This window comes from Chryseomicrobium excrementi, assembly GCF_002798305.1.
Taxonomy (GTDB): domain Bacteria; phylum Bacillota; class Bacilli; order Bacillales_A; family Planococcaceae; genus Chryseomicrobium; species Chryseomicrobium excrementi.
The window spans coordinates 588,950-611,182 of the sequence record NZ_PCGR01000001.1; the positions used below are offsets into that span (position 1 = coordinate 588,950).

Genomic DNA, 22,233 nt, shown 5'->3' on the forward strand with positions numbered 1-22,233 from the left:
AAAGGTGGAAACCCTATCTTTTTTAATATTCCATAATAATTGGAATAATCATTGGTCGTCTTTTCGTCTGTTGGAACAAGTACGAATGCAATGTGTCGCGAATCTCTTGTTTGATGTTCGTCCACTCAAAAGATTCTTTTTCCGTGTACTTCTCTACAACAGCTTTTACTTTTTGCTGTGCTTCTTGAAGCAATTCTTCTGATTCACGGACATATACGAATCCACGAGACAATACTTCAGGTCCAGATGCAATTTTACGCTTTTTACGATCAAGTGTTACTACAACGATGAAGATACCGTCCTGTGAAAGTAATTTGCGGTCACGAAGTACGATATTTCCAACATCACCGACTCCAATACCGTCAATAAGAACGTTACCTGCTGTAACACGGCCGCTCATACGTACTTTGCCATTTTTAAATTCAACAATATCTCCTTTATCAGCGATAAAGATCTGAGATTTTTGCATGCCTGTCTGTTGCGCAAGCTTTGAGTGCGCAATTAGCATACGGTACTCTCCTTGTACAGGAATAAAATACTTCGGTTTTAAGAAGTTGATCATCATCTTCAAATCTTCTTGACTACCGTGACCTGATACGTGGACATTTTTTGCAGAAGTTAATACACGAGCACCAGCTTTAGCAATGTTGTTCATTGTATGATACATGCTCACTTCCATACCTGGTGATGGAGTAAAGGTAATCAACACGGTATCGTTTTCATTGATTTTCACTTCACGGTGTTGTTTACGAACCATCTTCTCTAACGCTTCAAGTGGCTCCCCTTGTGTACCCGATACAATGATGACGAGATTGTCTTCGTCAACGGTTGTCGTTTCTTTTAAAGGAATTAAGACATCCTCGCCTACTTCCATATAGCCAAGGTCAATTGCAATTTTCATTGTCGTCTCTAGAGTCTTCCCTGCAAACGCAACTTTCTTCCCTGTTTCTTTTGCTTTGTCTAACACCTGTTGAATACGGATAAAGTTCGATGCGTAAAGAGCTACAATGACGCGGCCTTTAGCAGCATAAAATGTCTCGGATAACTGATTCGCAATCACAGTCTCAGACGTTGTATAGCCAGGGCGTTCTGCTTCTGTAGAATCTGAAAGTAACATAAACACGCCTTGCTCACCTAGTAAAGCTAATTTAGCAAGGTCCGGAGCATACTTGCCTTGTGCAGATTGATCGAACTTAAATTCACTTGTATAAACAATCGGTCCTTCTGAAGTGTGGAACACAATTCCTAATGTATCTGGAATACTATGTGTCACATGGAAGAACGTCACATGAGTGCGGTTAAAATTCATGCGACTTGCATTCGTTACTTCAAAGAATTTTACCGGTTGCTTTGGTTTTAACTCTTTTAGATGTGTCTTAGCTAGAGCAATGGTCAACTTAGACCCATAAACTGGAGCCGAAATTTTTTGCAATAAATACGCAATCGAACCGATTGCATCTTCATGACCATGTGTTAAAAAGATTCCTTTCACACGGTCTTTGTTTTCTTCTAAATACGTTAAGTCTGGAATGACGATATCAATCCCGAGCATTTCATTTTCAGGAAATAATAATCCGCTGTCGACTACGAAGATCTCATCATCGATTTCGACAACATACATCGCCTTTCCAATTTCTCCAACTCCACCGAGTGGAATGACTTTAATCGTTTCGTTAACTGTTTTCAATTGATTTCCTCCTAAATAAGTACCCGTACCTTCTCACTAAATTTCATTATAGCCTACTCACCCGTTTTTAGAAAGTATTGGCGGCATAGAAAAAAGACTGAGTTTCCTCAGTCTTTGTAGGTGTTTAGCAAGTTATTCCGTTTTTCAGTAAAGTCGGCCCATACATGATCAAATTGTGCTTTCTCGGACTCTGTCAGTGTCAGCAATGGGAGACGGACCGTGTCCGAAAATCCATGAAGTTTCGATAATGCATATTTGACAACTGTCGGGTTCGGCGCTGTAAACAGCTGATTGAATACCGGTAACAGCAACTTGTGGTAGTTCGCAGCTTTCTCATGCTGACCTTCTCTAAATGCTTGAAGCATTTGTTGCATGTCATTCCCTACAATATGGGATGCAACGGAGATGATTCCCGCTGCCCCAATCGTATAAAGTGGGAGCGTCAACCCATCATCTCCACTGTATACTGACAGTCCAGTCGAAGATTTTGACATCACTTCTGCAATTTGTTCCAGATCGCCACTGGCTTCTTTCATCCACTGAATCTTTGGGTGCTCACTCAAAATAGACGTTGTTTCTGTTGTCATGTTGACAACGGATCTGCCAGGGATGTTATACAGCATTAAAGGTTTTTCTGCGTTGTCAGCAATTGCAGTAAAGTGAGCGACTAAGCTGCGCTGGTTCGGTTTGTTGTAATACGGGACGACGACCATGCAGCCATCGACTCCTAAAGCTTCTACTTCTTTTGTAAATGCAATCGTCTGAGCTGTGTTGTTAGAGCCCGTACCTGCAATAACAGGAACTTTTCCGTACGCTTCCTTGACGACCGCTTGAATCACAGCCAGTTTCTCTTCATGAGAGAGAACTGGAGATTCTCCTGTTGTTCCATTGACTACGAGACTTTCAGAACCCGTTGCAAGTAGATGACGCACAAGTTCTTGCAATTGATCATAATCTACGGCTCCCTGTGCTGTAAACGGTGTGACAAGGGCAGTAGATACCGTTCCTAAATTCACTGTGACACCCCACTAACTAGCTGCATCTCTACCATTTTTTCTGCGATTTGAATGGAGTTCAGTGCAGCCCCTTTTAATAAATTATCCGATACGACCCAAAGATGAATCCCTGTTTTCTCGTGCAAGTCTTTTCGGATTCGCCCTACAAAAACAGGGTCTGTGTCTTCTGCATAAAGCGGCATCGGATACAATTGTTGTGCTGGGTTATCTTGAAGGACCACGCCTTCTGCAGAACTTAAAATGTCTCGAATCTCAGCTAGGGAAAGTTCCTCTTCCGTTTCTACATACAGTGATTCTGAATGTCCTGTCACAACCGGAACACGGACGCATGTCGCTGCTACAGGAAGCTCTGGCATAGACAAGATTTTTTTCGTTTCATTGATCATTTTCATTTCTTCGAACGTAAAGCCGTTTTCTTCAAACACATCGATTTGAGGTAGTAAATTTCCAGCAATCGGATAATGCTTCGGTTGACTCTTTACCGGTAGCACTTGAGGATCAGGCTCTTTTTGCAAAAAGTCCCGGCTTTCTTTCTTCAACTCATCGATTGCTGCAGCACCTGAACCTGAAACGGCTTGGTACGTCGAGACGATTACCTTTTTCAGACCAGCTCTTTGACGAAGTGGTTCTAACACACAAACCATTTGAATCGTCGAGCAGTTCGGATTTGCTATGATTCCAGCATGCTGTTGAAGAGCAGTTGGATTTACTTCAGGTACAACAAGTGGCGTGTCCGGGTCCATACGAAACGCACTTGTATTATCAATAACAACCGCACCTCTATCCGCAGCTTCTTTCGCCAGCTGGCGGGATACATCGCCTCCAGCTGAGAAGAAAGCAAAATTGACTCCTTCGAAAGCTTCAGGAGTTGCTTCTTCGATTGTATAGTTTGTATCATTTAAAGTGACTTGTTGACCTGCAGAACGCTTAGATGCAAGTAGTTTAATGTCAGAGTAGGGAAAGTTCCTCTCAACTAATTTCTCTGCTATTTTCTGTCCTACAGCTCCAGTCGCTCCAACAATAGCGACAACAAAGTTCTTGCTCATGTGGTTTTCCCCTTCCTGCATTCATAATGGCGATATTGTAACACAATCCGTATGATAATTCACTAGATTAAATAATTATTACTATGAATTATATTTTGAAAGGGATTACATGTAAGATATGAACAAGGGTTGCAGTTGTCGCCCTTCAATTGCTTCTACAACGGTATCAGCAATTTTAGAAGTTTCGATTTCTGCTTTTGGATCTGTTGCATTTAAAAAAGTAGTCCAATCCGAAAAGTACGCTACATCGTATCCTCGACATTGTAATTCTGCCGACAAAAATTTATAACGCTCATCTGCACCAACTCTGCATGCTGAAGCAAGCCGTATTTTTTCCCATCTTTCATACCTACTAATTCTTTTCGCACAAGCTCGGATAAACGCATAAAACCCCCCTTACCTTCTACTATATGAATAGAAGTGAGAGGAGTTTCATGATTTTAGGATGAATAAGGTTGAATGATGGATTTAGCAGGCTTATTTGAAAACATCTGACTCACTCTCAGAATATCTTCACAAATAACTGCTCGGTACTTCTCTAAATACGATTCTACGTCCTGTTGTGTCCCGTAGAGGATTTCATTGCGAGCCAGACGATTCATCCAGGTGGTCGAACTCTCAAGTGAAAGGTAGAGATTGGCTTCAATCTGCGTCTTAGCATCTTCAAGTTCTTCTTCAGTAAATCCTTTAGTTGCTACTTCCACTAAGCATTCGTGGACGGCTTCTAGCAATTCGTTCAACTGATCTTTAGAAGTCCCTCCGTAAATGGCGAATACTCCGCCGTCTACATACGAAGTTTGGTAACAATAAATTGAATAGGCGAGTCCCTTCTCTTCACGAATTGATTGGAACAATCGTGAGGACATGGAACCTCCTAACATCGTCTGCAATAAAACAATTGCATAGATATCGGAATCTAAAACAGACGGAGATGGCCAGGCAAGAGTTACATGGACCTGTTCGATCTCACGTTCTTTTTGAATCTCTCCTACATGAAACGTCCCTGGAGTGATGGCAGGTAATTCCTGTGAATCCCAAGTAGGTGTTCCAAACTGCGCCTTTACATGTTTGATTAGCGCCTCGTCGATATTTCCTGCAATCGAGATGATCACCCGTGACGGGTGATAGGCTTTTTTATAGAAATCCACAACTTGATCTCGAGTAAAAGAAGCTACCGTCTCCTGAGTTCCTAAAATAGGCTGTGCTAATGGATGCGACTGATAAATCGTTTCCCACAAATATTCATGTACACAATCATCTGGTGTATCTTCCACCATATGAATCTCTTCCGCTATGACTTGTTTCTCGCGTTCCATCTCTTCAGGATCAAAGACAGAATTCCACAGCATATCGGAGAGCAAATCAATCGCTTGGACTGCATAGCGATCTAATACACGAGTGTAATAACACGTCTGCTCTTTCGAAGTGTAGGCATTGCTGTTGCCCCCAATTCTATCAAAGGCAATCGCTAAGTCTTTTGCAGAACGAGTCGTGGTTCCTTTAAACAGCATGTGCTCAATAAAATGAGCCATTCCCGCTTGCTCCGGAGTCTCATAACGCGAGCCGACTTCAACCCAAACACCAATGGATACGGAGCGAGTATGGTTCATGGGGTGAACAACGACGCGCACGCCGTTTTTGAGTGTCTGTTTCTTCATGTTGATACGACCTTTCTCAATGACTATAAAAGCTGCATGCCTAGGCATGCAGCTCGGGTATTAGTTTTGTTCAGCGCGTTCTTTCTCTTCTTTCAAGACTACTTTACGTGACAAGTTTACACGGCCTTGATTATCGATTTCGATAACTTTTACGAGAAGTTCGTCGCCCATTTTCAAGACGTCTTCCACTGTTTTTGTACGCTCTTCTTGAATTTCAGAAATATGCAGTAATCCGTCTTTACCTGGGAAAATCTCTAAGAAAGCACCGAATTTCTCAATGCGTTTTACTTTACCTAGATAGTATTCACCTACAACAGCTACACGAACGATGTTCTCAATCATGCCACGTGCTTTTGCAATCATTTCTTCATCTGCAGAAGCGATGTAAATCGTGCCGTCTTGTTCAGTATCAATTTTGACACCTGTTTCATCGATGATCTTGTTGATCACTTTACCACCCGGTCCGATTACATCACGAATCTTATCCGGATTGATTTTGATCACATCGATTTTTGGTGCATATTTAGAAAGCTTGTTTCGAGATTCTGGTAATGTAGCAAGCATGCTCTCCAAAATCTGTAGACGCCCTTTTTTCGCTTGTTCTAAAGCTTCTTGAAGAATGTCACGAGACAAGCCATCAATTTTAATGTCCATTTGAAGTGCTGTAACACCTTCAGCTGTTCCAGCTACTTTAAAGTCCATATCTCCAAGGTGATCTTCCATACCTTGAATATCCGTTAACACCGTGTAGTGTTCACCTTTTTTAATAAGTCCCATTGCGATACCAGCTACTGGCGCCTTGATTGGAACTCCAGCATCCATCATAGCAAGGGTAGATGCACAGATACTTGCTTGTGAAGTCGATCCATTAGACTCCAAAACTTCTGATACAAGACGCATCGTGTATGGGAATGTCTCTTCGTCTGGAATGACTGCTTCTAAAGCACGTTCACCTAGAGCACCGTGACCGATTTCACGACGACCTGGAGCACGAATTGGGCCTGTTTCCCCAACGCTGAATAGTGGGAAGTTGTAATGATGCATGAAACGTTTTGACTCTTCTACACCTAAACCGTCGATGATTTGTACATCACCTAGTGGCCCTAATGTACAAATGCTAAGTGCTTGTGTTTGTCCACGAGTGAATAGACCTGAACCATGAGTACGAGGAAGAACACCTACTTCAGAAGAAAGCGGACGAATCTCATCTTGTTTACGACCGTCTGGACGTACTTTTTCTTCCGTGATCAAGCGGCGAACTTCTTCTTTAACGAGCATATCTACTGTTTGACGAACTTGTTTCAATGTATCGTCATCTGCTTCTTCCGCTTCAAACGTTTCAATCACGCGAGTACGTACTTCATTGATTGCTTCGTCACGAGCTGCTTTTTCAGCAACTTGTACAGCCGTGTTGACTTCAACTTCAGCCAGTTCACGGACTTTTGCAACGATATCTTCATTCAATTGGTACAATGTGACTTCTGTTTTCGGTTTTCCGATTTCTGCAACAATCTGCTCTTGGAAAGCAATTAATTTCTTAATTTCTTCGTGACCGAACATAATAGCTTCTAACATGATTTCTTCAGAAACTTCTTTAGCTCCTGCTTCTACCATGTTGATCGCGTCTTTAGTACCAGCAACAACAAGATCCATTAAAGACTCTTCCATTTGTTCAGTAGTTGGATTGATGACAAATTCACCATTCACATAACCTACTTGAACACCTGCAATAGGACCTTCAAACGGAACATCTGAAATCGACAGGGCTAATGAAGACCCAAGCATAGCAGCCATCTCAGAAGAGCAGTCTTGATCAACAGACATCACGATTGAGATTACTTGTACCTCATTACGGAAGCCGTCTGCAAATAGAGGACGAATTGGTCGGTCAATAAGACGGCTTGTTAAAATAGCACGCTCCGATGGACGACCTTCTCGCTTAATAAAGCCGCCAGGAATTTTACCGACAGCATATAATTTTTCCTCATAATTCACTGTTAATGGGAAGAAATCTAAATTTTTTGGTTGTTTTGAAGCAGTTGCAGTTGATAACACCGTAGTGTCACCATAACGCACTAGAGCTGCACCGTTCGCTTGTTTAGCTAATTGGCCTACCTCAATAGTTAATGGACGACCTGCCCATTCATACGTATACGTTTTCTTTTCGGTCATTTGTGTACTCCTCTCACCATACAAATCTATGATATGTATCCTCTTGTAGTGTATCAAACTCCTACACTGCATGAAAACAACTTTCTATTAGCAGAAAGACTCAACCTGTATCACAAGTTGAGTCTACTAAATTGAATATTCGAATTAGCGGCGTAAGCCTAATTTTGCAATCAATTCACGGTAACGTTGAACTTCAGTTTCACGAAGGTATTTCAAAAGGTTACGACGACGTCCAACCATTTTGAAAAGACCGCGACGTGAGTGGTGATCTTTTTTGTGAGTGCGTAAGTGCTCGTTTAAAGAGTTGATCTCTTCAGTAAGCATTGCGATTTGGATTTCTGGTGATCCAGTATCACTCTCGTGAGTGCGGTACTCAGTGATTAGTTCATTCTTACGTTCTTTTGTAATTGCCATGTTGGTTTCCTCCTAATAATAGATATATCCCCTGTACCCGAGCAATCGTTGGAGAATCGAAAAGCCAAGATAAGGTTTAGTACAAGACGTACTGACTTATTATAGCAGACTGCTATTCCTATTACAAGGGACGAGCTGCCAAATAAGCGATGGCTTGGTCCTTGTCTTTAGCAATCTGTTCTTTCAATGCCTCTAAAGATGGAAACTTCTGTTCTTTACGGATTGGTTCATACCAGTGAATGCGAACTTGTTCTCCGTAAATGTCACGATTGAAATCAAACAAATGGACTTCGATAGAGACTTTCTGGCTGTTTTGGACTGTCGGTTTGTACCCTACATTGCAGACTCCATCAAACCACTCATCTTGTACTTGCATCCGGACTGCATAAACACCAACTGCCGGGATAAACTGTCCTTCATCTGGTTCTACATTAGCAGTAGGGAACTGTATCGTCCGCCCACGTTTATCCCCGTGAACAACGACGCCATCCAGCTGAAACGGTCGACCAAGCAAGTCGCATACCAATTGCATATTCCCAGCTTTAAGTTCATTACGAATCCGAGTCGAACTTACTTTTTCCTCATCTTTTGTGAATTTTGGTATGACCGTCACTTCAAGATTGTCAGATGCATACTTTTTCATCAGCTCCATGTTGCCTTTACCAAAAGCACCAAACGAGAAATCGAAGCCAGCAATAACATGTTTGACGTTTAAATCTAAAACAAATTGTTGAATAAAAGCTTCAGGCGTCAAGCTTGCGAAATTAGAAGTAAAACGCACAACAAAGACGTCATCGACTCCTTGCTGTTCTAGCAGCTCAAGCTTTTGATTTAGAGGTGTAATATAAAATATGTCTTCTTTTTTCCCTCCAAGAACGACAGAAGGGTGAGGATCAAACGTCATCACAGCAGCTCTCAAATGGTTCTCCTGTGAAGAACGGATTGCTTCATTTATCAATTGTTGATGCCCTTTATGTAATCCATCAAAAAATCCGACGGCCAGTGCGTAGCCTGCTTCATCTGGAATCGGCAGTTTGGATGGATACGTAATATGATGAACCTTCATGAGTTTTCCATCTCCGAACGTATAAACATTTTTTCAGGCTTCATGAAACCAGGTTTCTCAGGATGCGCCCGGTATACAGCATGCGCAACGCCTTGTTTTCCAACTACAATTTTATCATGAAACTCAAGGTCCGTGTGTGCGGGAAGTACTTGGCCGTTTGAAAAAGCTTTTTCCAGTTCTTCCGGTATTTCATGATAAGGCCACTGTTCAAGAGCACGTTCAATAGGCTGCAATACGCTACTAAATGTTTCGTTCTCGAGCATCTCTGAAAGCTCTGAGAGAGTCTTTGCTTCTTCAGAGTTGAAGCCACCTGCTTTCGTCCGCACTAGTTTTTTCATATGAGCCGGTACTCCAAAGATGTCACCGAACTGAACAGCTAAAGTACGGATGTAGGTTCCTTTGCTACAGCTAACATCAATGGTGAAATCGATGGTTTCTCCCGTCCATGTATCAGGAACTTCCACTAGATCTAGTTGGTGAATAGTTACTTCACGGCTTGGTCGGTCGATGACTTTTCCTTCCCGTGCATATTCATAGAGACGGCGACCGTCAACTTTAACAGCAGAATACATAGGGGGTGTCTGAATGATGGTTCCTGTGAGTTGTTTACAGGCTTGTTGCAGTTGTTCTTTTGTGATTGAAAATGGAGCTGTCACTTGATCTACGATTTCTCCAGATGCATCCTCAGTGGTAGTGGAGATTCCTAGTGAGACCACTGTTCTATACGACTTCCCTTGTGCCATGACATATTCGGCTACCTTCGTTGCTTGGCCTAAGCAAATAGGCAATACGCCTTCTACATCCGGATCTAATGTACCGGTGTGACCGATGCGCTTCATCTTCAACAATTTCCGTAGTTTAAAGACACAATCATGCGAGGTCATACCTGCCTCTTTCCATAAAGGAAGAATTCCTTCAAATTCAGCCATACTCTCTCTCCTTGCAAAAAAGCCTGCCTCGAGTGGAGGCAGGCTTCAGACTAATCTTGCTGATTTAGTTTGCGTAACAGATCATCAATATGATTTCCGTACGCAATCGATTCATCGATTTGGAATGCAAGTTCCGGTGTCTTGCGTAAGCGAATGCGCTTCCCGACTTCAGAACGCACAATCCCTTTCGCTTTCTCTAAGCCTTTTAACGCTTCCGCTTGTTTGACTTGCTGCTCCAGTACAGTTACATATACCGTCGCTTGTTGCAAGTCTCCTGTCACTTCCACATCTGTTACTGTAACAAATTCTACACGTGGATCCTTCACTTTTCGTTTCAGGATATCCGCGATTTCTTTCTTCATTTGTTCAGCTACTCGATTTGATCTTGTCGACATAATCTTCACCTCAATTACAGCTCGTGAATAGTGTACGACAGGCACTCCCATTCCGAGTTCGATTCTAAAAAGTTTAGAACATAATGCAGTTCTCGCTCTGAATGGCGACGGTCCGATGAGACCGTCACGATTCCAAGCTTTGTGCGCTGCCAAAGGTCCTGGTAATCTAGTTCACTGACAGCCACATTGTATTTTTGACTCGTGCGTTTCAGCATTCGCTGCAGTACAGCCCGTTTCTCTTTTAGGGTGTGTACATGTGGCAAAATAAATTCACACTCGAGATAAAGGATCATTTACGTACGATTTCTTGCATGATGTAGGCTTCGATGATGTCGCCTTCCTTCACATCATTAAATCCTTTGATGGTAATACCACACTCGTATCCACGAGCCACTTCTTTAGCATCGTCTTTGAAGCGCTTCAAAGTATCTAGCTCACCCTCAAAGATAACGATACCGTCACGGATGACTCGAACTCCCGAATCACGTGTGATTTTCCCTTCAGTTACGTAAGAACCGGCAATCGTACCCACTTTAGATACTTTGAATGTCTCACGAACTTCTGCTTGCCCAATAATTTTTTCTTCGAATTCAGGATCTAAAAGACCTTTCATAGCATATTCGATTTCTTCAATTACTTTATAAATGATGCGGTGCAAGCGAATGTCTACGCCTTCTTCTTCCGCAGCACGTTTAGCATTCGTATCTGGACGCACGTTGAATCCAATGACGATAGCGTTCGATGCAGCAGCAAGTGAAATATCTGATTCCGTGATAGCCCCAGCGCCTGTGTGAATGATTCGCACATTAACGCCTTCCACTTCAATTTTCATTAAAGCAGCAGCCATCGCTTCAACCGTACCTTGAACGTCTGCTTTGACAATTAAGTTCAGTTCTTTCATTTCACCTTGCTTCATTTGATCGAACAAGTTATCAAGTGTGACACGTGTTTTCTCAGATCGTTGCTCTTGAATCGCAGTAGAAGCACGAGACTCCCCAACTTGACGAGCCGTCTTTTCATCTTCAAATACTACGAAGCGGTCACCCGCTTGTGGCACTTCATTTAACCCTGTAATTTCAACTGGAGTCGATGGACCAGCTTCTTTCAAACGACGGCCAAGTTCATTGACCATAGCACGTACACGTCCGTAAGCATGACCGACTACGATTGGATCTCCAACGCGAAGTGTTCCATCTTGAACTAGAAGTGTTGCAACAGAACCGCGACCTTTATCAAGTTGCGCTTCAATTACTGTACCGATTGCTTTGCGTTTTGCGTTTGCTTTCAGTTCTGCTACTTCCGAAACAAGAAGAACCATTTCGAGTAGTGTATCAATTCCTTCGCCTTTAAGCGCAGAAATTGGTACGAAGATTGTGTCGCCGCCCCAATCTTCTGGAACAAGACCATGTTCCGTCAGTTCTTGCATGACGCGGTCTGGGTTTGAAGATGGTTTGTCCATTTTGTTGACTGCTACGATAATTGGCACTTCAGCAGCTTTTGCGTGGTTGATTGCTTCAACCGTTTGAGGCATCACGCCATCATCCGCAGCTACTACTAATATCGTTAAATCTGTTACTTTAGCTCCACGCGCACGCATTGTGGTGAACGCTGCGTGACCTGGTGTATCTAAGAATGTGATTTTCTTGCCGTTTTCATCTGTCACTTGGTAAGCACCTATATGCTGTGTAATACCGCCCGCTTCACCTGAAGTAACTTTTGAATTCCGAATAGAATCTAGAAGTGTTGTTTTCCCGTGGTCAACGTGACCCATGATCGTAACAACTGGTGGACGTTCTTTTAAATCCGCTTCATTCTCTTCTTCGTTTTCAAAGTGCACTTCTAGATCCGTGATGTCGACTTTGATTTCTTCTTCAACTTCTACTCCGTAATCTGCACAGATGAGCTCGATTGTATCTTTATCTAGCTGTTGGTTAATGTTTGCCATGATACCGAGCATGAAGAGCTTTTTAATCAGCTCTGCCGGCTCTCTGCCTAGCTTTTTAGAAAGTTCTTGAACAGATAAAGACTCTGTGAACGTGATTTTTGCTGGCAATTCGCGCTCTTTACGTGGTACCGGTGGTTGAACTGGTGTTGAATTCTTTTTACGACGGTGTGGGCGATTGCCACCTGGACGTCCTTGGAATCCACCACGGTTACCGCCTGGACGGCCTCCGCCACCTGCGTTAGGACGATTTTGGCTTTGCGGACGGTTTTGTCCTTGGCCTTGACCTTGTCCCTGAGGACGATTTTGATTAGACGCTGGTCTCGCTCCTTGTGTTGAAGTTGATGACGTAGCTGCTGGACGGTTTTGTCCTTGTCCCTGAGGACGATTTTGGCCTTGACCCTGTGGACGATTTTGGCCTTGACCCTGTGGACGGTTTTGGCCTTGTCCTTGAGGTCGATTTTGTCTTTGACCTTGCGGACGGTTTTGTCCTTGGCCTTGCGGACGTGATTGCCCTTGACCCTGTGGACGGTTTTGGTTGTTTGCTGCAGTTGGTTTTGATCCTGCTGTAAACTTAGAATCGAGTTGTTTTACTGCGTCTGGTTCAATCGTTGACATGTGATTTGTTACTTTCACGTTCATTTTCTCAAGCTCCGTAATGACATCTTTGCTTGATTTATTTATTTTTTTGGCGTATTCATGAACTCTGATTTTCGTCATTCGCTCACCCCCGGTTATATTCGTTGATTAGTGATGCCAATTTTTTCGCAAAACCATAATCCATAATTGCTAAAACAACACGGGCTTCTTTCCCGGTTGCGTGTCCTAAATCATATCGATTCCCGAAGACACCTAAATCAACGTTGAATGATGCACACTTATCCGTAACTTTTTTGGCTGTATTAGCTGATGCATCGTTCGCTAATATGACAAGCTTTGCTTGTTGCCTTCTTACTTCTCTTACAACCAATTCTTCACCCGTGACAATTTTGCGTGCCCGAGTAGCAAGTCCAATGAGATTGATGATTTGTTGTTCTAGTGTCATTTTAGTTTTTCACGCTCAATCAACACAATCAGCTCATCATAAATCTCAGCTGGAATCTTTACTTCAAGTTGGTTGCCTAACGAGTTTTTCTTTTTGGCTGCTTCCACAGCCTCTATAGATTTGGACAAGTAGGCTCCGCGGCCTGACTTTTTGCCTGTTGGGTCTACAGAAACGTCTCCTTCTTTTGACCGCACAACACGAATCATTTCTTTTTTCGGAAACATTTCATTCGTTGCCACACATTTACGCATGGGGATCTTTTTTTGGATTGCCATATGCAGACACCTTCTTCACTTAATCTTTATAGAAATCGAAGTCTTCTTGTGGTTCAAAGTCTTCGTAATCTTCTTCAACTGATTCTTCAAATGCGCGTGGGTAGATTCCTAACTCACGAGCGTCCGTTTCACTCTTAATATCAATTTTCCATCCTGTCAATTTCGCTGCAAGACGTGCATTTTGACCACGTTTTCCGATAGCTAAAGACAATTGGAAATCCGGTACGACTACAGTAGTCGATTTGTCATCGTCGCTTACTTGTACATCCAATACTTGAGAAGGGCTTAGTGCATTTGCAACAAACTGTACAGGATCTTCTGACCATTCCACGATGTCGATTTTTTCACCGCCTAGTTCATTGACGATGGTTTGAACGCGAGCTCCTTTAGCACCTACACAGGCACCCACTGGATCTACATCTTCATGATGAGCGACAACTGAGATCTTAGAACGATCTCCCGCTTCACGTGCAATTGATTTGATTTCAACGATGCCGTCATAAATTTCAGGAACTTCCATCTCAAAAAGACGACGAAGTAACCCCGGATGCGTACGAGATACGAAGACTTGAGGCCCACGAGTAGTACGCTCTACTTTTGTAATAAATACTTTGATTCGGTCATGTGGGCGGTATGTCTCCGTTGGAATCTGCTCATTTGTTGGAAGGACAGCTTCTACTTTACCAAGCCCCACATAAATGTTACGTGCATCTAGACGCTCTACGATACCATTAACGATATCCTCTTCACGGTCTACATACTCTTCATAAATTAAACCGCGCTCTGCTTCACGTACACGCTGAGTCACGACTTGTTTAGCTGTTTGCGCAGCAATACGACCGAAGTTTCGCGGAGTCACTTCTTCTTCAATCACGTCACCCACTTGGTAGTGAGGATTGATTACTTGAGCATCTGCTAGAGATACTTGTAGGCGCTCATCTTCCACTTCTTCGACGACATCTTTGCGAGAATAAACAATCATAGATCCTGAATCCAGATTGATGTCTACACGCACGTTTTGTGCTTGATTGAAATTGCGTTTGTAGGCTGTAACTAAAGCCGCCTCAATCGCCTCAATTAGTACATCCCGTTTTATTCCTTTTTGTTGTTCAAGAGCCGTTAAGGCATCTAATAGTTCGCTGCTCACAGCAATCACTCCTTATTTTACCTAATATGCTTAAAAATCAATTGCTAGACGCGCAAGTGCCACTTTGTCACGAGGAATCGTTACTTTGCGACGACGCGTTTTATCCTTGTATTCAATTACAGCACCCTCATCTTTAGAGTAGCTGAGGAGCGTTCCTTCAAATTCTTTACGTCCATCAATCGGTTCATATGTTTTGAAGAATACATATTCTCCGACCGCTTGAACATAATCCTCTTCTTTTTTAAGCGGACGTTCTGCTCCCGGAGAAGATACTTCTAAGAAATAGTTTTCTTTGATGGGATCCTTTTCATCTAAAATTTCGCTTACACGCTCGCTGACACGTGCACATTGTTCTATGTCAATGCTGCCACCTGGAACATCCACATAAATTCGTAAGAACCAGTCTCTACCTTCTTTGACGTATTCCACATCTACTAGTTCAAGGTTCAAGTCTGCGATGATAGGAGCTACCATCTGCTCGATTTTTGTAACGATTTCCTGCATAAAATCCTCCTTACTTTTGTCTTTAAACAACAGAAAAGAGCGGGAAATCCCACTCTTTGCGCAAAAGTTATCTACCATTCGTATGCCAATCATACCATATATGGCGATCAGAAGCAAATTGTAGCTAAAATAGTGACAATTGATTCGCGTCAGGCATCCCGTCAAGACAACCAAGCGAATCTAAGTAGTCAATAATCGTGCGTGAAACCTTTCCGCGCTGCTGTAAATCTTCTTTTGATAAGAATTCACCGTTCTCACGAGCCCGCACTATTTGAAGGGCTACGTTTGTTCCAAGACCTGGAACCGCATTGAACGGAGGAATCAGTGTATTGCCTTCAATGACAAACTCAGTGGCTTTCGATTTATAAAGATCCACTTTCTGCATGCGGATACCCCGCTCGGACATCTCTAAAGCAATTTCTAGGACCGTTAGCAAACTTTTCTCTTTCGGACTAGCGTCTAACCCTTTTGAATTGATTTCTTGCAATCGTGCGCGAATCGTTTGGGAACCATTGATCATCGCTTGCAAGTCAAAATCAGATGCACGCACTGTAAAGTACGCTGCATAATAAAGGATTGGAAAATGCACTTTAAAGTACGCGATTCGCACTGCCATCAATACATAAGCAGAGGCGTGAGCTTTAGGGAACATATACTTAATTTTCTTACAGGAATCGATATACCATGCTGGTACATTGTTCTTTTTCATTTCTTCTTCAAATTCTGGTGTCAAGCCTTTCCCTTTACGGACAGACTCCATGATTTTAAATGCAAGGGATGGTTCAAGTCCTTGATAGATCAAGTAGACCATGATGTCATCTCGACAGCCGATCACATCGCTCAATTGGCAAGTTCCTGCTTGAATTAGTTCTTGTGCGTTACCAAGCCAGACATCCGTTCCGTGAGACAGACCAGAGATCTGTACGAGTTCAGAAAATGTAGAAGGCTTTGTTTCCTCTAACATCTGTCTTACAAATCGAGTTCCAAACTCCGGGATCCCGAGCGTCCCCGTTTTGCAGTCGATTTGTTCTTGCGTGACTCCAAGAGACTCTGTACCACTGAAGATTTTCATCACTTCAGGGTCGTCAGTTGGAATCGTTTTTGGGTCAATACCCGACAGGTCTTGCAACATACGAATCACAGTTGGATCATCGTGGCCAAGGATATCGAGTTTTAGCAAGTTATCGTGAATGGAGTGGAAGTCAAAATGAGTTGTCTTCCAGCTGGAATCCTGTGCATCTGCAGGGAACTGGATTGGCGAGAAATCGTAGATATCCATATAATCGGGTACTACGATGATTCCCCCTGGGTGTTGCCCTGTTGAGCGTTTCACTCCAGTACAGCCTTTCACTAGTCGGTCTACTTCTGCACCACGCATCACCAGATTGTGATCAGATGCATACCCTTTTACGTAGCCGTAAGCGGTCTTCTCAGCAACTGTTCCTATCGTTCCCGCACGGAACACATTGTCTTCACCGAACAATTCCTTCGTGTAATTGTGCGCAATTGGCTGGTATTCTCCACTAAAGTTCAAATCAATATCAGGAACCTTGTCTCCCTTAAATCCAAGAAACGTTTCAAACGGAATATCTTGCCCATCTTTTTTATAAAGAATGTTGCAATCCGGACACTCTTTATCCGGTAAATCGTAACCTGATCCAACAGAACCGTCTTGGAAGAACTCGGACTTTTTACATTCTGGACAGACATAATGCGGAGGTAATGGATTCACTTCCGTGATGTCTGTCAAGGTGGCTACAAGCGAGGATCCAACAGATCCACGGGATCCAACTAGATAGCCATCATCCAATGATTTTTTAACAAGCTTATGAGAAATCAGATAGATGACTCCAAAGCCATGTCCGATGATGGAGGTCAGTTCTTTCTCGATCCGAGCTGAGACGATTTCAGGAAGTTCGTCTCCGTAAATCTCTTTAGCACGACTATACGTAAGCTCTTTAATCTCATCGTCTGCCCCTTCAATTTTCGGAGCAAACAAGTCATCTTTAATTGGTTTCACGTCACCGATTCGGTTAGCGATGGCTTGGGAGTTCTCCACAACAATCTGATGCGCTGTTTCTTTTCCTAAGAAATCAAATGCTTCTAACATCTCGTCTGTCGTGCGGAAGTGAACCTTTGGAAGCTCATGACGGTTTAGTGGATTCGCTCCTCCCATGCCGCTGACAAGAATCTTTCGGTAAATCGCATCATTTTCTGTTAAATAATGCACATTCCCTGTTGCTACTACAGGCCTGTTTATCCGTTTTCCAAGCTTGATCATTTTACGAATGATGTCTTCTAAATTCCATTCATCTCGAACTAGCTCTAACTCTATAAGGTGTTGGTACACTTCTTTGGGATGGACTTCTAAGTAATCATAGAACTTTGCAATCTGTTCCACTTGTTCTAATGGTTTTTGCATCAGTCCTTCAAAAACCTCACCTTTATCACAGCCAGAACCGATCAGTAAGCCTTTTCGGTATTTTTGAAGTGTCGAACGCGTGATACGAGGAACCCGATAAAATGTCTTCACATGAGATAATGAGACCAAGTGGAAAAGATTTTTTAAACCTTCATCATTTATTGCGAGAATCGTACAGTGCGAAGGCCTTCCTCGTTTGTACGCATCGCCTTCACCGACATAGTCATTTAATTGATTGTGATTTGTGATTCCTCGCTGCTCTGCTTCTTTTAATAAGTGCAAGAGTAAATATCCAGTAGCCTCGCAGTCATAAATGGCTCGGTGAGCCTGCGTGAGTTCGATATTGAACTTTTTAGCAAGCGTTCCTAAACGGTGATTCTTCATTTCAGGATGCAAGAAGCGCGCAAGCTCTAATGTATCAATGACGGGGTGATCCGAAGTTTCAATTCCTGTCTTCCGATACGCTTCGTATAAGAAGCCCATATCGAATGAAGCATTATGTGCTACAACGATCGCATCTCCAATAAATGTATGAAATTCTTTTGCTACTTGATCGAGTTCAGGAGCATCTCGAACCATGTCATCTGTAATACCTGTCAATTCAATCGTAGTAGCAGATAACGTTTGGTGCGGATTCACAAAACGTTCGAACTTATCTACTATAGCGCCGTCTCGTATCTTCACAGCAGCAAGTTCAATGATTTTGTCATAAGTCGCGGATAGTCCCGTTGTCTCTACGTCAAATACAATAAAGTCCGCATGTTCTAGATTTCGATTTACAGGCTCATAAGCAATGGGAACGCCATCATGAACTAAACTTGCCTCTAATCCATAGATGACTTTGATACCGTTAGCTTTACCAGCAGCATACGCGTCAGGAAACGCCTGGACATTTCCGTGATCCGTAATGGCAATTGCAGGATGTCCCCATTTGGCCGCTTGTTTGATCAATTCTCCAACCGGAGTGACCGCATCCATCGCACTCATAGGTGAATGCATATGGAGCTCAACACGCTTTTGTCCTTCAGGCGCTTTATCTTGCTTCACTTCAGGTCGGATTTCATTCATATCTTGCGCCATCATGATCAAATCACGAACAAATGTATCGTTTTGAACAGACCCTCTTGTGCGAATCCACATTCCTTTTTTCAGGCGCTCCATCATTTGGACATCTTCTTTGTCTCTTGAGAACATCTTCACGAGTATTGAATCCGTATAGTCTGTAATTTTCGCTGTCAGTAAAGAACGCCCGCTTCGAAGTTCTTTGATTTCCACATCAAATACAAATCCTTCAATTGTAATTCGGCGTTCCTCATCTTGGATGCGACGGATTTCCACAACGGGCTCATCCTGCTTAATTTGGACACCAAGTTGGAACGGTCCTTGAGGCACAGTGTCATCTGTGGCATTTTGTTCTCGATTCATCTGGTCAGCGAGGGCTTTACGGCTGAGTTCTTCCTCTTCTTGACGCTTCTGTTCAAAGAACTGACGCTGCATTTCAGCAAGTTGTTCCGTATTTTCCTCTAGTACACAATCAAACCGGACCGAGTGGATGCCAAGTTTTTGATAGGCACCTGCAAGGGACGGGAAGTACTTGGTTTGAAGAGTTCGAAGCTCAAGCTCTTGCGCGCATTTCACGCGAACAAGTTGTCCTTCTACCTGAGGCGTTTGAGAAGCAAGTAACTCCTTCAAAGGAGGACTCATCTCATAAAAAGATTCAACGACGTCCAGCCAATAAGCCGGAATCACCTCAGCAAGATCATAAGGTCCTGTCAGTTGAATCTCTAGATCTACAACTGCAATACCTTTGAAGCGTTCGACTAGACGTTTTTTAAACTCTCGGAAAATGGGGCCAGGAAGAGCCTGTTGTCCAACGAGACGGAATTTCCATAAGCGATCTTTTTTATGTACAGTCAATTTTTCAAGCTCGTAACTTTCAAATGCATCACTATAGCTATCTTCTTCTAACTCGAGCTGTTGCAATAGAAGGAGCATTTTCATTCGATTGGTTTGCATAGGGGTCCCTCCTTACCGTAAAAATAAGGGAAAGTTCAGCATGTGAACTTTCCCCAGGTCTTCATTAAAAGAAAAAGCGTTGAATATCGTTCCAAGTAACGACAACCATCAATACCATCAGCAACATGATGCCCACAAAGTGGACCATGCCTTCCCGTTGCTTGTCGATCGGACGTCCTCGCAATGCTTCAAATCCGAAGAATAACAAGCGCCCGCCATCTAATGCCGGTAAAGGAAGCAAGTTCATAATACCAAGATTGATACTTAAAACTGCTGTCCAGTTCATGAGATTGAATATTCCAAACTTCGCAACTTCTTCCGTTGCTTTGTAGATACCAACTGGCCCTGATAAATCATCGATACTGAACTGACCGGTAATCAAATTACCGAGTAGCTGGAAGATCAAAATGGTCCATTCATACGTTTGTGTCGCCCCGTAAGTAAAAGAGCCTAACACAGACTTTTCAAGCGGACTTTGAATCCCAATCTGTCCAATGGTCTGTTCTCCATTTTCAACGGCATTAGGTGTGATTTCAAGAGTCACAGGCTGACCGTCTCGCTCCAGGTCAAACGTAAGTGGTGTTTCTGGGTTCTCTTGAATCGTAAGCGCCATCTCTTCCCATGAAGAAATCGCTTGACCGTCTATCGCAGTGACTTCATCGCCTTGCATCAGCCCAGACTCTGCAGCAGGTGAATCTGCCATGATCGTGCTGATCAAAGGCTCATCCGTGGGAATTCCTCGGAAAAGCGCAAGTGCTGTAAACACTAAAAACGCTAGAATAAAGTTGAACAAAGGACCTGCAAAGATTGCGAGCGACCGTTGTCCCACAGTTTTAGAATGGAACTGACGATCAAACGGTGCAATTAAAGATTCGCGACCAGATTCATTCACTTTCGCATCACGTGCAATGGAATAGCGTACAAATTGTTCAGATTCATCATAGCCTTCGATGTACATGTCTTTCATTAAATCCGCACGCTCGACTTCTAAAAAGTGCATATCGGGCAAATAATTCTTTTGGTTCATCACCAATAAATCCACTTCACCCACATCATTTAATCGGACACCCACTCGGTAACCTGGTTGCAAGTCGATAGCGTCGAGATCTTCACCTGCCATACGGACATAACCACCAATCGGTAGGAGGCGAATGGTATAAACTGTTTCACCTTTTGTATAGCCAATTAATTTAGGTCCCATTCCGATTGCAAATTCTCGAACCATGATCCCTGCTCGTTTTGCAAAGATAAAATGGCCGAGTTCATGAAAAAACACGATGGATCCGAATATCAATATAAACGCAATAGCTGTTTCCATGTTACCCCACCTTCATTTCTTACAGTATGCTTAGTGTACCATGTTTTCAACCATTCTTCTTGTATCAGCATCCACAGCTAAGATGGTTTCTAGTGATGGTTTGTGAATCACTTGATGACGCTCAAGCGCTTTCTCGATTGCTGTATCGATAGCTAAAAAAGAAATTTTTTCTTGCAAGAAGAGACTGACGGCCGCTTCGTTGGCCGCATTTAAAACGGTTGTAGCTGTGCCTCCGATTTTCCCTGCTTGAATTGCAAGGTCTAACGCTTTGTAACGCTCCAAATCCATCTTCTCAAAATGCAGCTTCCCAATGTCTACTAAATTCAATCGTTTGCCTTGTGGTAGTGGGAAACGGTCAGGGTATGTCAAAGCGTACTGAATTGGAACTCGCATATCAGGAGTTCCTAGCTGTGCCATGACACTCGTATCTACAAACTCAATCATAGAATGAATAATACTTTCTCGGTGCAACAACACTTCAATATCTTCATATGGCATATCAAACAATACGTGAGCTTCGATGACCTCAAGACCTTTGTTCATCATTGTCGCAGAGTCTATTGTGATTTTGCTGCCCATGGACCAGTTAGGATGATTCAAGGCATCCTGAACGGTTACTTGTTGAAGCTCCGCACGAGTTTTATCTCGGAAGCTGCCTCCAGAAGCAGTGATAATCAATTTATTGATTTGTTTTGGATTTTCTCCATTTAATGCTTGAAATAGAGCAGAATGCTCACTATCTACAGGTAAGATAGCAACTTGATGTTTGCGAGCAGCTTCCATTACTAAGTGACCCGCTGTGACAAGAGTCTCTTTATTAGCAATGGCAATTGTTATCCCTTTCTCAATCGCTCTTAAAGTAGGTTGCAGCCCAACACTTCCAAGCACGGCATTGACAAGCAACTCAGCTCCAGAATCTGCTGCGACAGCTACAAGACCCTCTGCCCCGAAGACTACAGTTGCCTCAGGTAAAGCATCTTGTACTCTCTTCACGTCCCTTTCATTCGCTACAGAGACAAGCGGGACATGGAATTCACGTGCAATCTCAATCGCTTGATTCACTTGCTGTCCAACTGAGAATGCCACTAGTTTAAAATGTTCTGGGTGTGTGCGAAGTACATCTAATGTTTGGAGACCAATGGATCCTGTTGCTCCAAGTAAACTAATCTTTTTCATCCGGC

The 22,233-nt window shown here is 43.0% G+C and carries 19 protein-coding genes; all 19 read right to left on the reverse strand.

All coding sequences use genetic code 11. The features are described from left to right. Positions 1-22 precede the first annotated feature (22 nt). The 19 genes from CQS04_RS02975 to CQS04_RS03060 all read right to left on the reverse strand — a co-directional run bounded on the left by CQS04_RS02975 (position 23) and on the right by CQS04_RS03060 (position 22,228). Positions 23-1,687, reverse strand: coding sequence for a ribonuclease J (locus tag CQS04_RS02975; protein WP_100352707.1), 1,665 nt, complete (start codon positions 1,685-1,687; stop codon positions 23-25). A gap of 107 nt (positions 1,688-1,794) precedes the next feature. Next, complete coding sequence (gene dapA, locus CQS04_RS02980; protein ID WP_100352708.1) at positions 1,795-2,703, reverse strand: 4-hydroxy-tetrahydrodipicolinate synthase; 909 nt, start codon at positions 2,701-2,703, stop codon at positions 1,795-1,797. Then, the gene (locus tag CQS04_RS02985; RefSeq protein WP_100352709.1) at positions 2,700-3,749 is read right to left on the reverse strand and encodes an aspartate-semialdehyde dehydrogenase; all 1,050 of its coding nucleotides are present in this window, start codon (positions 3,747-3,749) and stop codon (positions 2,700-2,702) included. Before CQS04_RS02985 ends, dapA begins: the two co-directional genes overlap by 4 nt. Positions 3,750-3,854: 105 nt before the next feature. Continuing rightward, positions 3,855-4,028: a hypothetical protein gene (locus tag CQS04_RS13705; protein WP_165775443.1), complete on the reverse strand. Its 174-nt coding sequence runs from the start codon at positions 4,026-4,028 to the stop codon at positions 3,855-3,857. A gap of 161 nt (positions 4,029-4,189) precedes the next feature. Next, entirely contained in the window at positions 4,190-5,455 is a 1,266-nt protein-coding gene (locus CQS04_RS02990; RefSeq protein ID WP_100352710.1) for a M16 family metallopeptidase, read from the reverse strand. Between the two features lie 12 nt (positions 5,456-5,467). Next, complete coding sequence (pnp, locus tag CQS04_RS02995) at positions 5,468-7,579, reverse strand: polyribonucleotide nucleotidyltransferase (RefSeq protein ID WP_100352711.1); 2,112 nt, start codon at positions 7,577-7,579, stop codon at positions 5,468-5,470. 144 nt (positions 7,580-7,723) lie between these two features. Beyond that, positions 7,724-7,993, reverse strand: a complete 270-nt coding sequence (rpsO, locus tag CQS04_RS03000) for a 30S ribosomal protein S15 (RefSeq protein WP_094941673.1) — start codon at positions 7,991-7,993, stop codon at positions 7,724-7,726. Between the two features lie 121 nt (positions 7,994-8,114). Further along, on the reverse strand, positions 8,115-9,059 hold the full coding sequence (gene ribF, locus CQS04_RS03005) for a riboflavin biosynthesis protein RibF (RefSeq protein WP_100352712.1): 945 nt from the start codon (positions 9,057-9,059) through the stop codon (positions 8,115-8,117). Then, on the reverse strand, positions 9,056-9,988 hold the full coding sequence (gene truB / locus CQS04_RS03010; protein ID WP_100352713.1) for a tRNA pseudouridine(55) synthase TruB: 933 nt from the start codon (positions 9,986-9,988) through the stop codon (positions 9,056-9,058). The genes ribF and truB overlap by 4 nt, the downstream gene beginning before the upstream one ends. Positions 9,989-10,038: 50 nt before the next feature. After that, the gene (gene rbfA, locus CQS04_RS03015; protein ID WP_094941670.1) at positions 10,039-10,383 is read right to left on the reverse strand and encodes a 30S ribosome-binding factor RbfA; all 345 of its coding nucleotides are present in this window, start codon (positions 10,381-10,383) and stop codon (positions 10,039-10,041) included. A 14-nt stretch (positions 10,384-10,397) separates the two neighbouring features. After that, on the reverse strand, positions 10,398-10,676 hold the full coding sequence (locus CQS04_RS03020; protein ID WP_100352714.1) for a DUF503 domain-containing protein: 279 nt from the start codon (positions 10,674-10,676) through the stop codon (positions 10,398-10,400). Continuing rightward, positions 10,673-13,045, reverse strand: a complete 2,373-nt coding sequence (gene infB, locus CQS04_RS03025; RefSeq protein WP_100352715.1) for a translation initiation factor IF-2 — start codon at positions 13,043-13,045, stop codon at positions 10,673-10,675. The genes CQS04_RS03020 and infB overlap by 4 nt, the downstream gene beginning before the upstream one ends. 4 nt (positions 13,046-13,049) lie before the next feature. Further along, a complete protein-coding gene (locus CQS04_RS03030) occupies positions 13,050-13,370 on the reverse strand; it encodes a YlxQ family RNA-binding protein (protein ID WP_094941667.1) in 321 nt (106 codons plus the stop codon). Next, the gene (gene rnpM / locus CQS04_RS03035; RefSeq protein ID WP_094941666.1) at positions 13,367-13,645 is read right to left on the reverse strand and encodes an RNase P modulator RnpM; all 279 of its coding nucleotides are present in this window, start codon (positions 13,643-13,645) and stop codon (positions 13,367-13,369) included. Before rnpM ends, CQS04_RS03030 begins: the two co-directional genes overlap by 4 nt. Positions 13,646-13,664: 19 nt before the next feature. Beyond that, positions 13,665-14,792, reverse strand: a complete 1,128-nt coding sequence (gene nusA, locus CQS04_RS03040) for a transcription termination factor NusA (protein WP_100352716.1) — start codon at positions 14,790-14,792, stop codon at positions 13,665-13,667. Between the two features lie 30 nt (positions 14,793-14,822). Then, positions 14,823-15,296: a ribosome maturation factor RimP gene (gene rimP, locus CQS04_RS03045; RefSeq protein WP_100352717.1), complete on the reverse strand. Its 474-nt coding sequence runs from the start codon at positions 15,294-15,296 to the stop codon at positions 14,823-14,825. A gap of 124 nt (positions 15,297-15,420) precedes the next feature. Further along, a complete protein-coding gene (locus CQS04_RS03050) occupies positions 15,421-19,734 on the reverse strand; it encodes a PolC-type DNA polymerase III (RefSeq protein WP_100352718.1) in 4,314 nt (1,437 codons plus the stop codon). Between the two features lie 64 nt (positions 19,735-19,798). Beyond that, positions 19,799-21,052, reverse strand: a complete 1,254-nt coding sequence (gene rseP, locus CQS04_RS03055; RefSeq protein ID WP_100352719.1) for an RIP metalloprotease RseP — start codon at positions 21,050-21,052, stop codon at positions 19,799-19,801. A 30-nt stretch (positions 21,053-21,082) separates the two neighbouring features. After that, positions 21,083-22,228, reverse strand: a complete 1,146-nt coding sequence (locus CQS04_RS03060; RefSeq protein ID WP_100352720.1) for a 1-deoxy-D-xylulose-5-phosphate reductoisomerase — start codon at positions 22,226-22,228, stop codon at positions 21,083-21,085. Between the last annotated feature and the right edge of the window lie 5 nt (positions 22,229-22,233).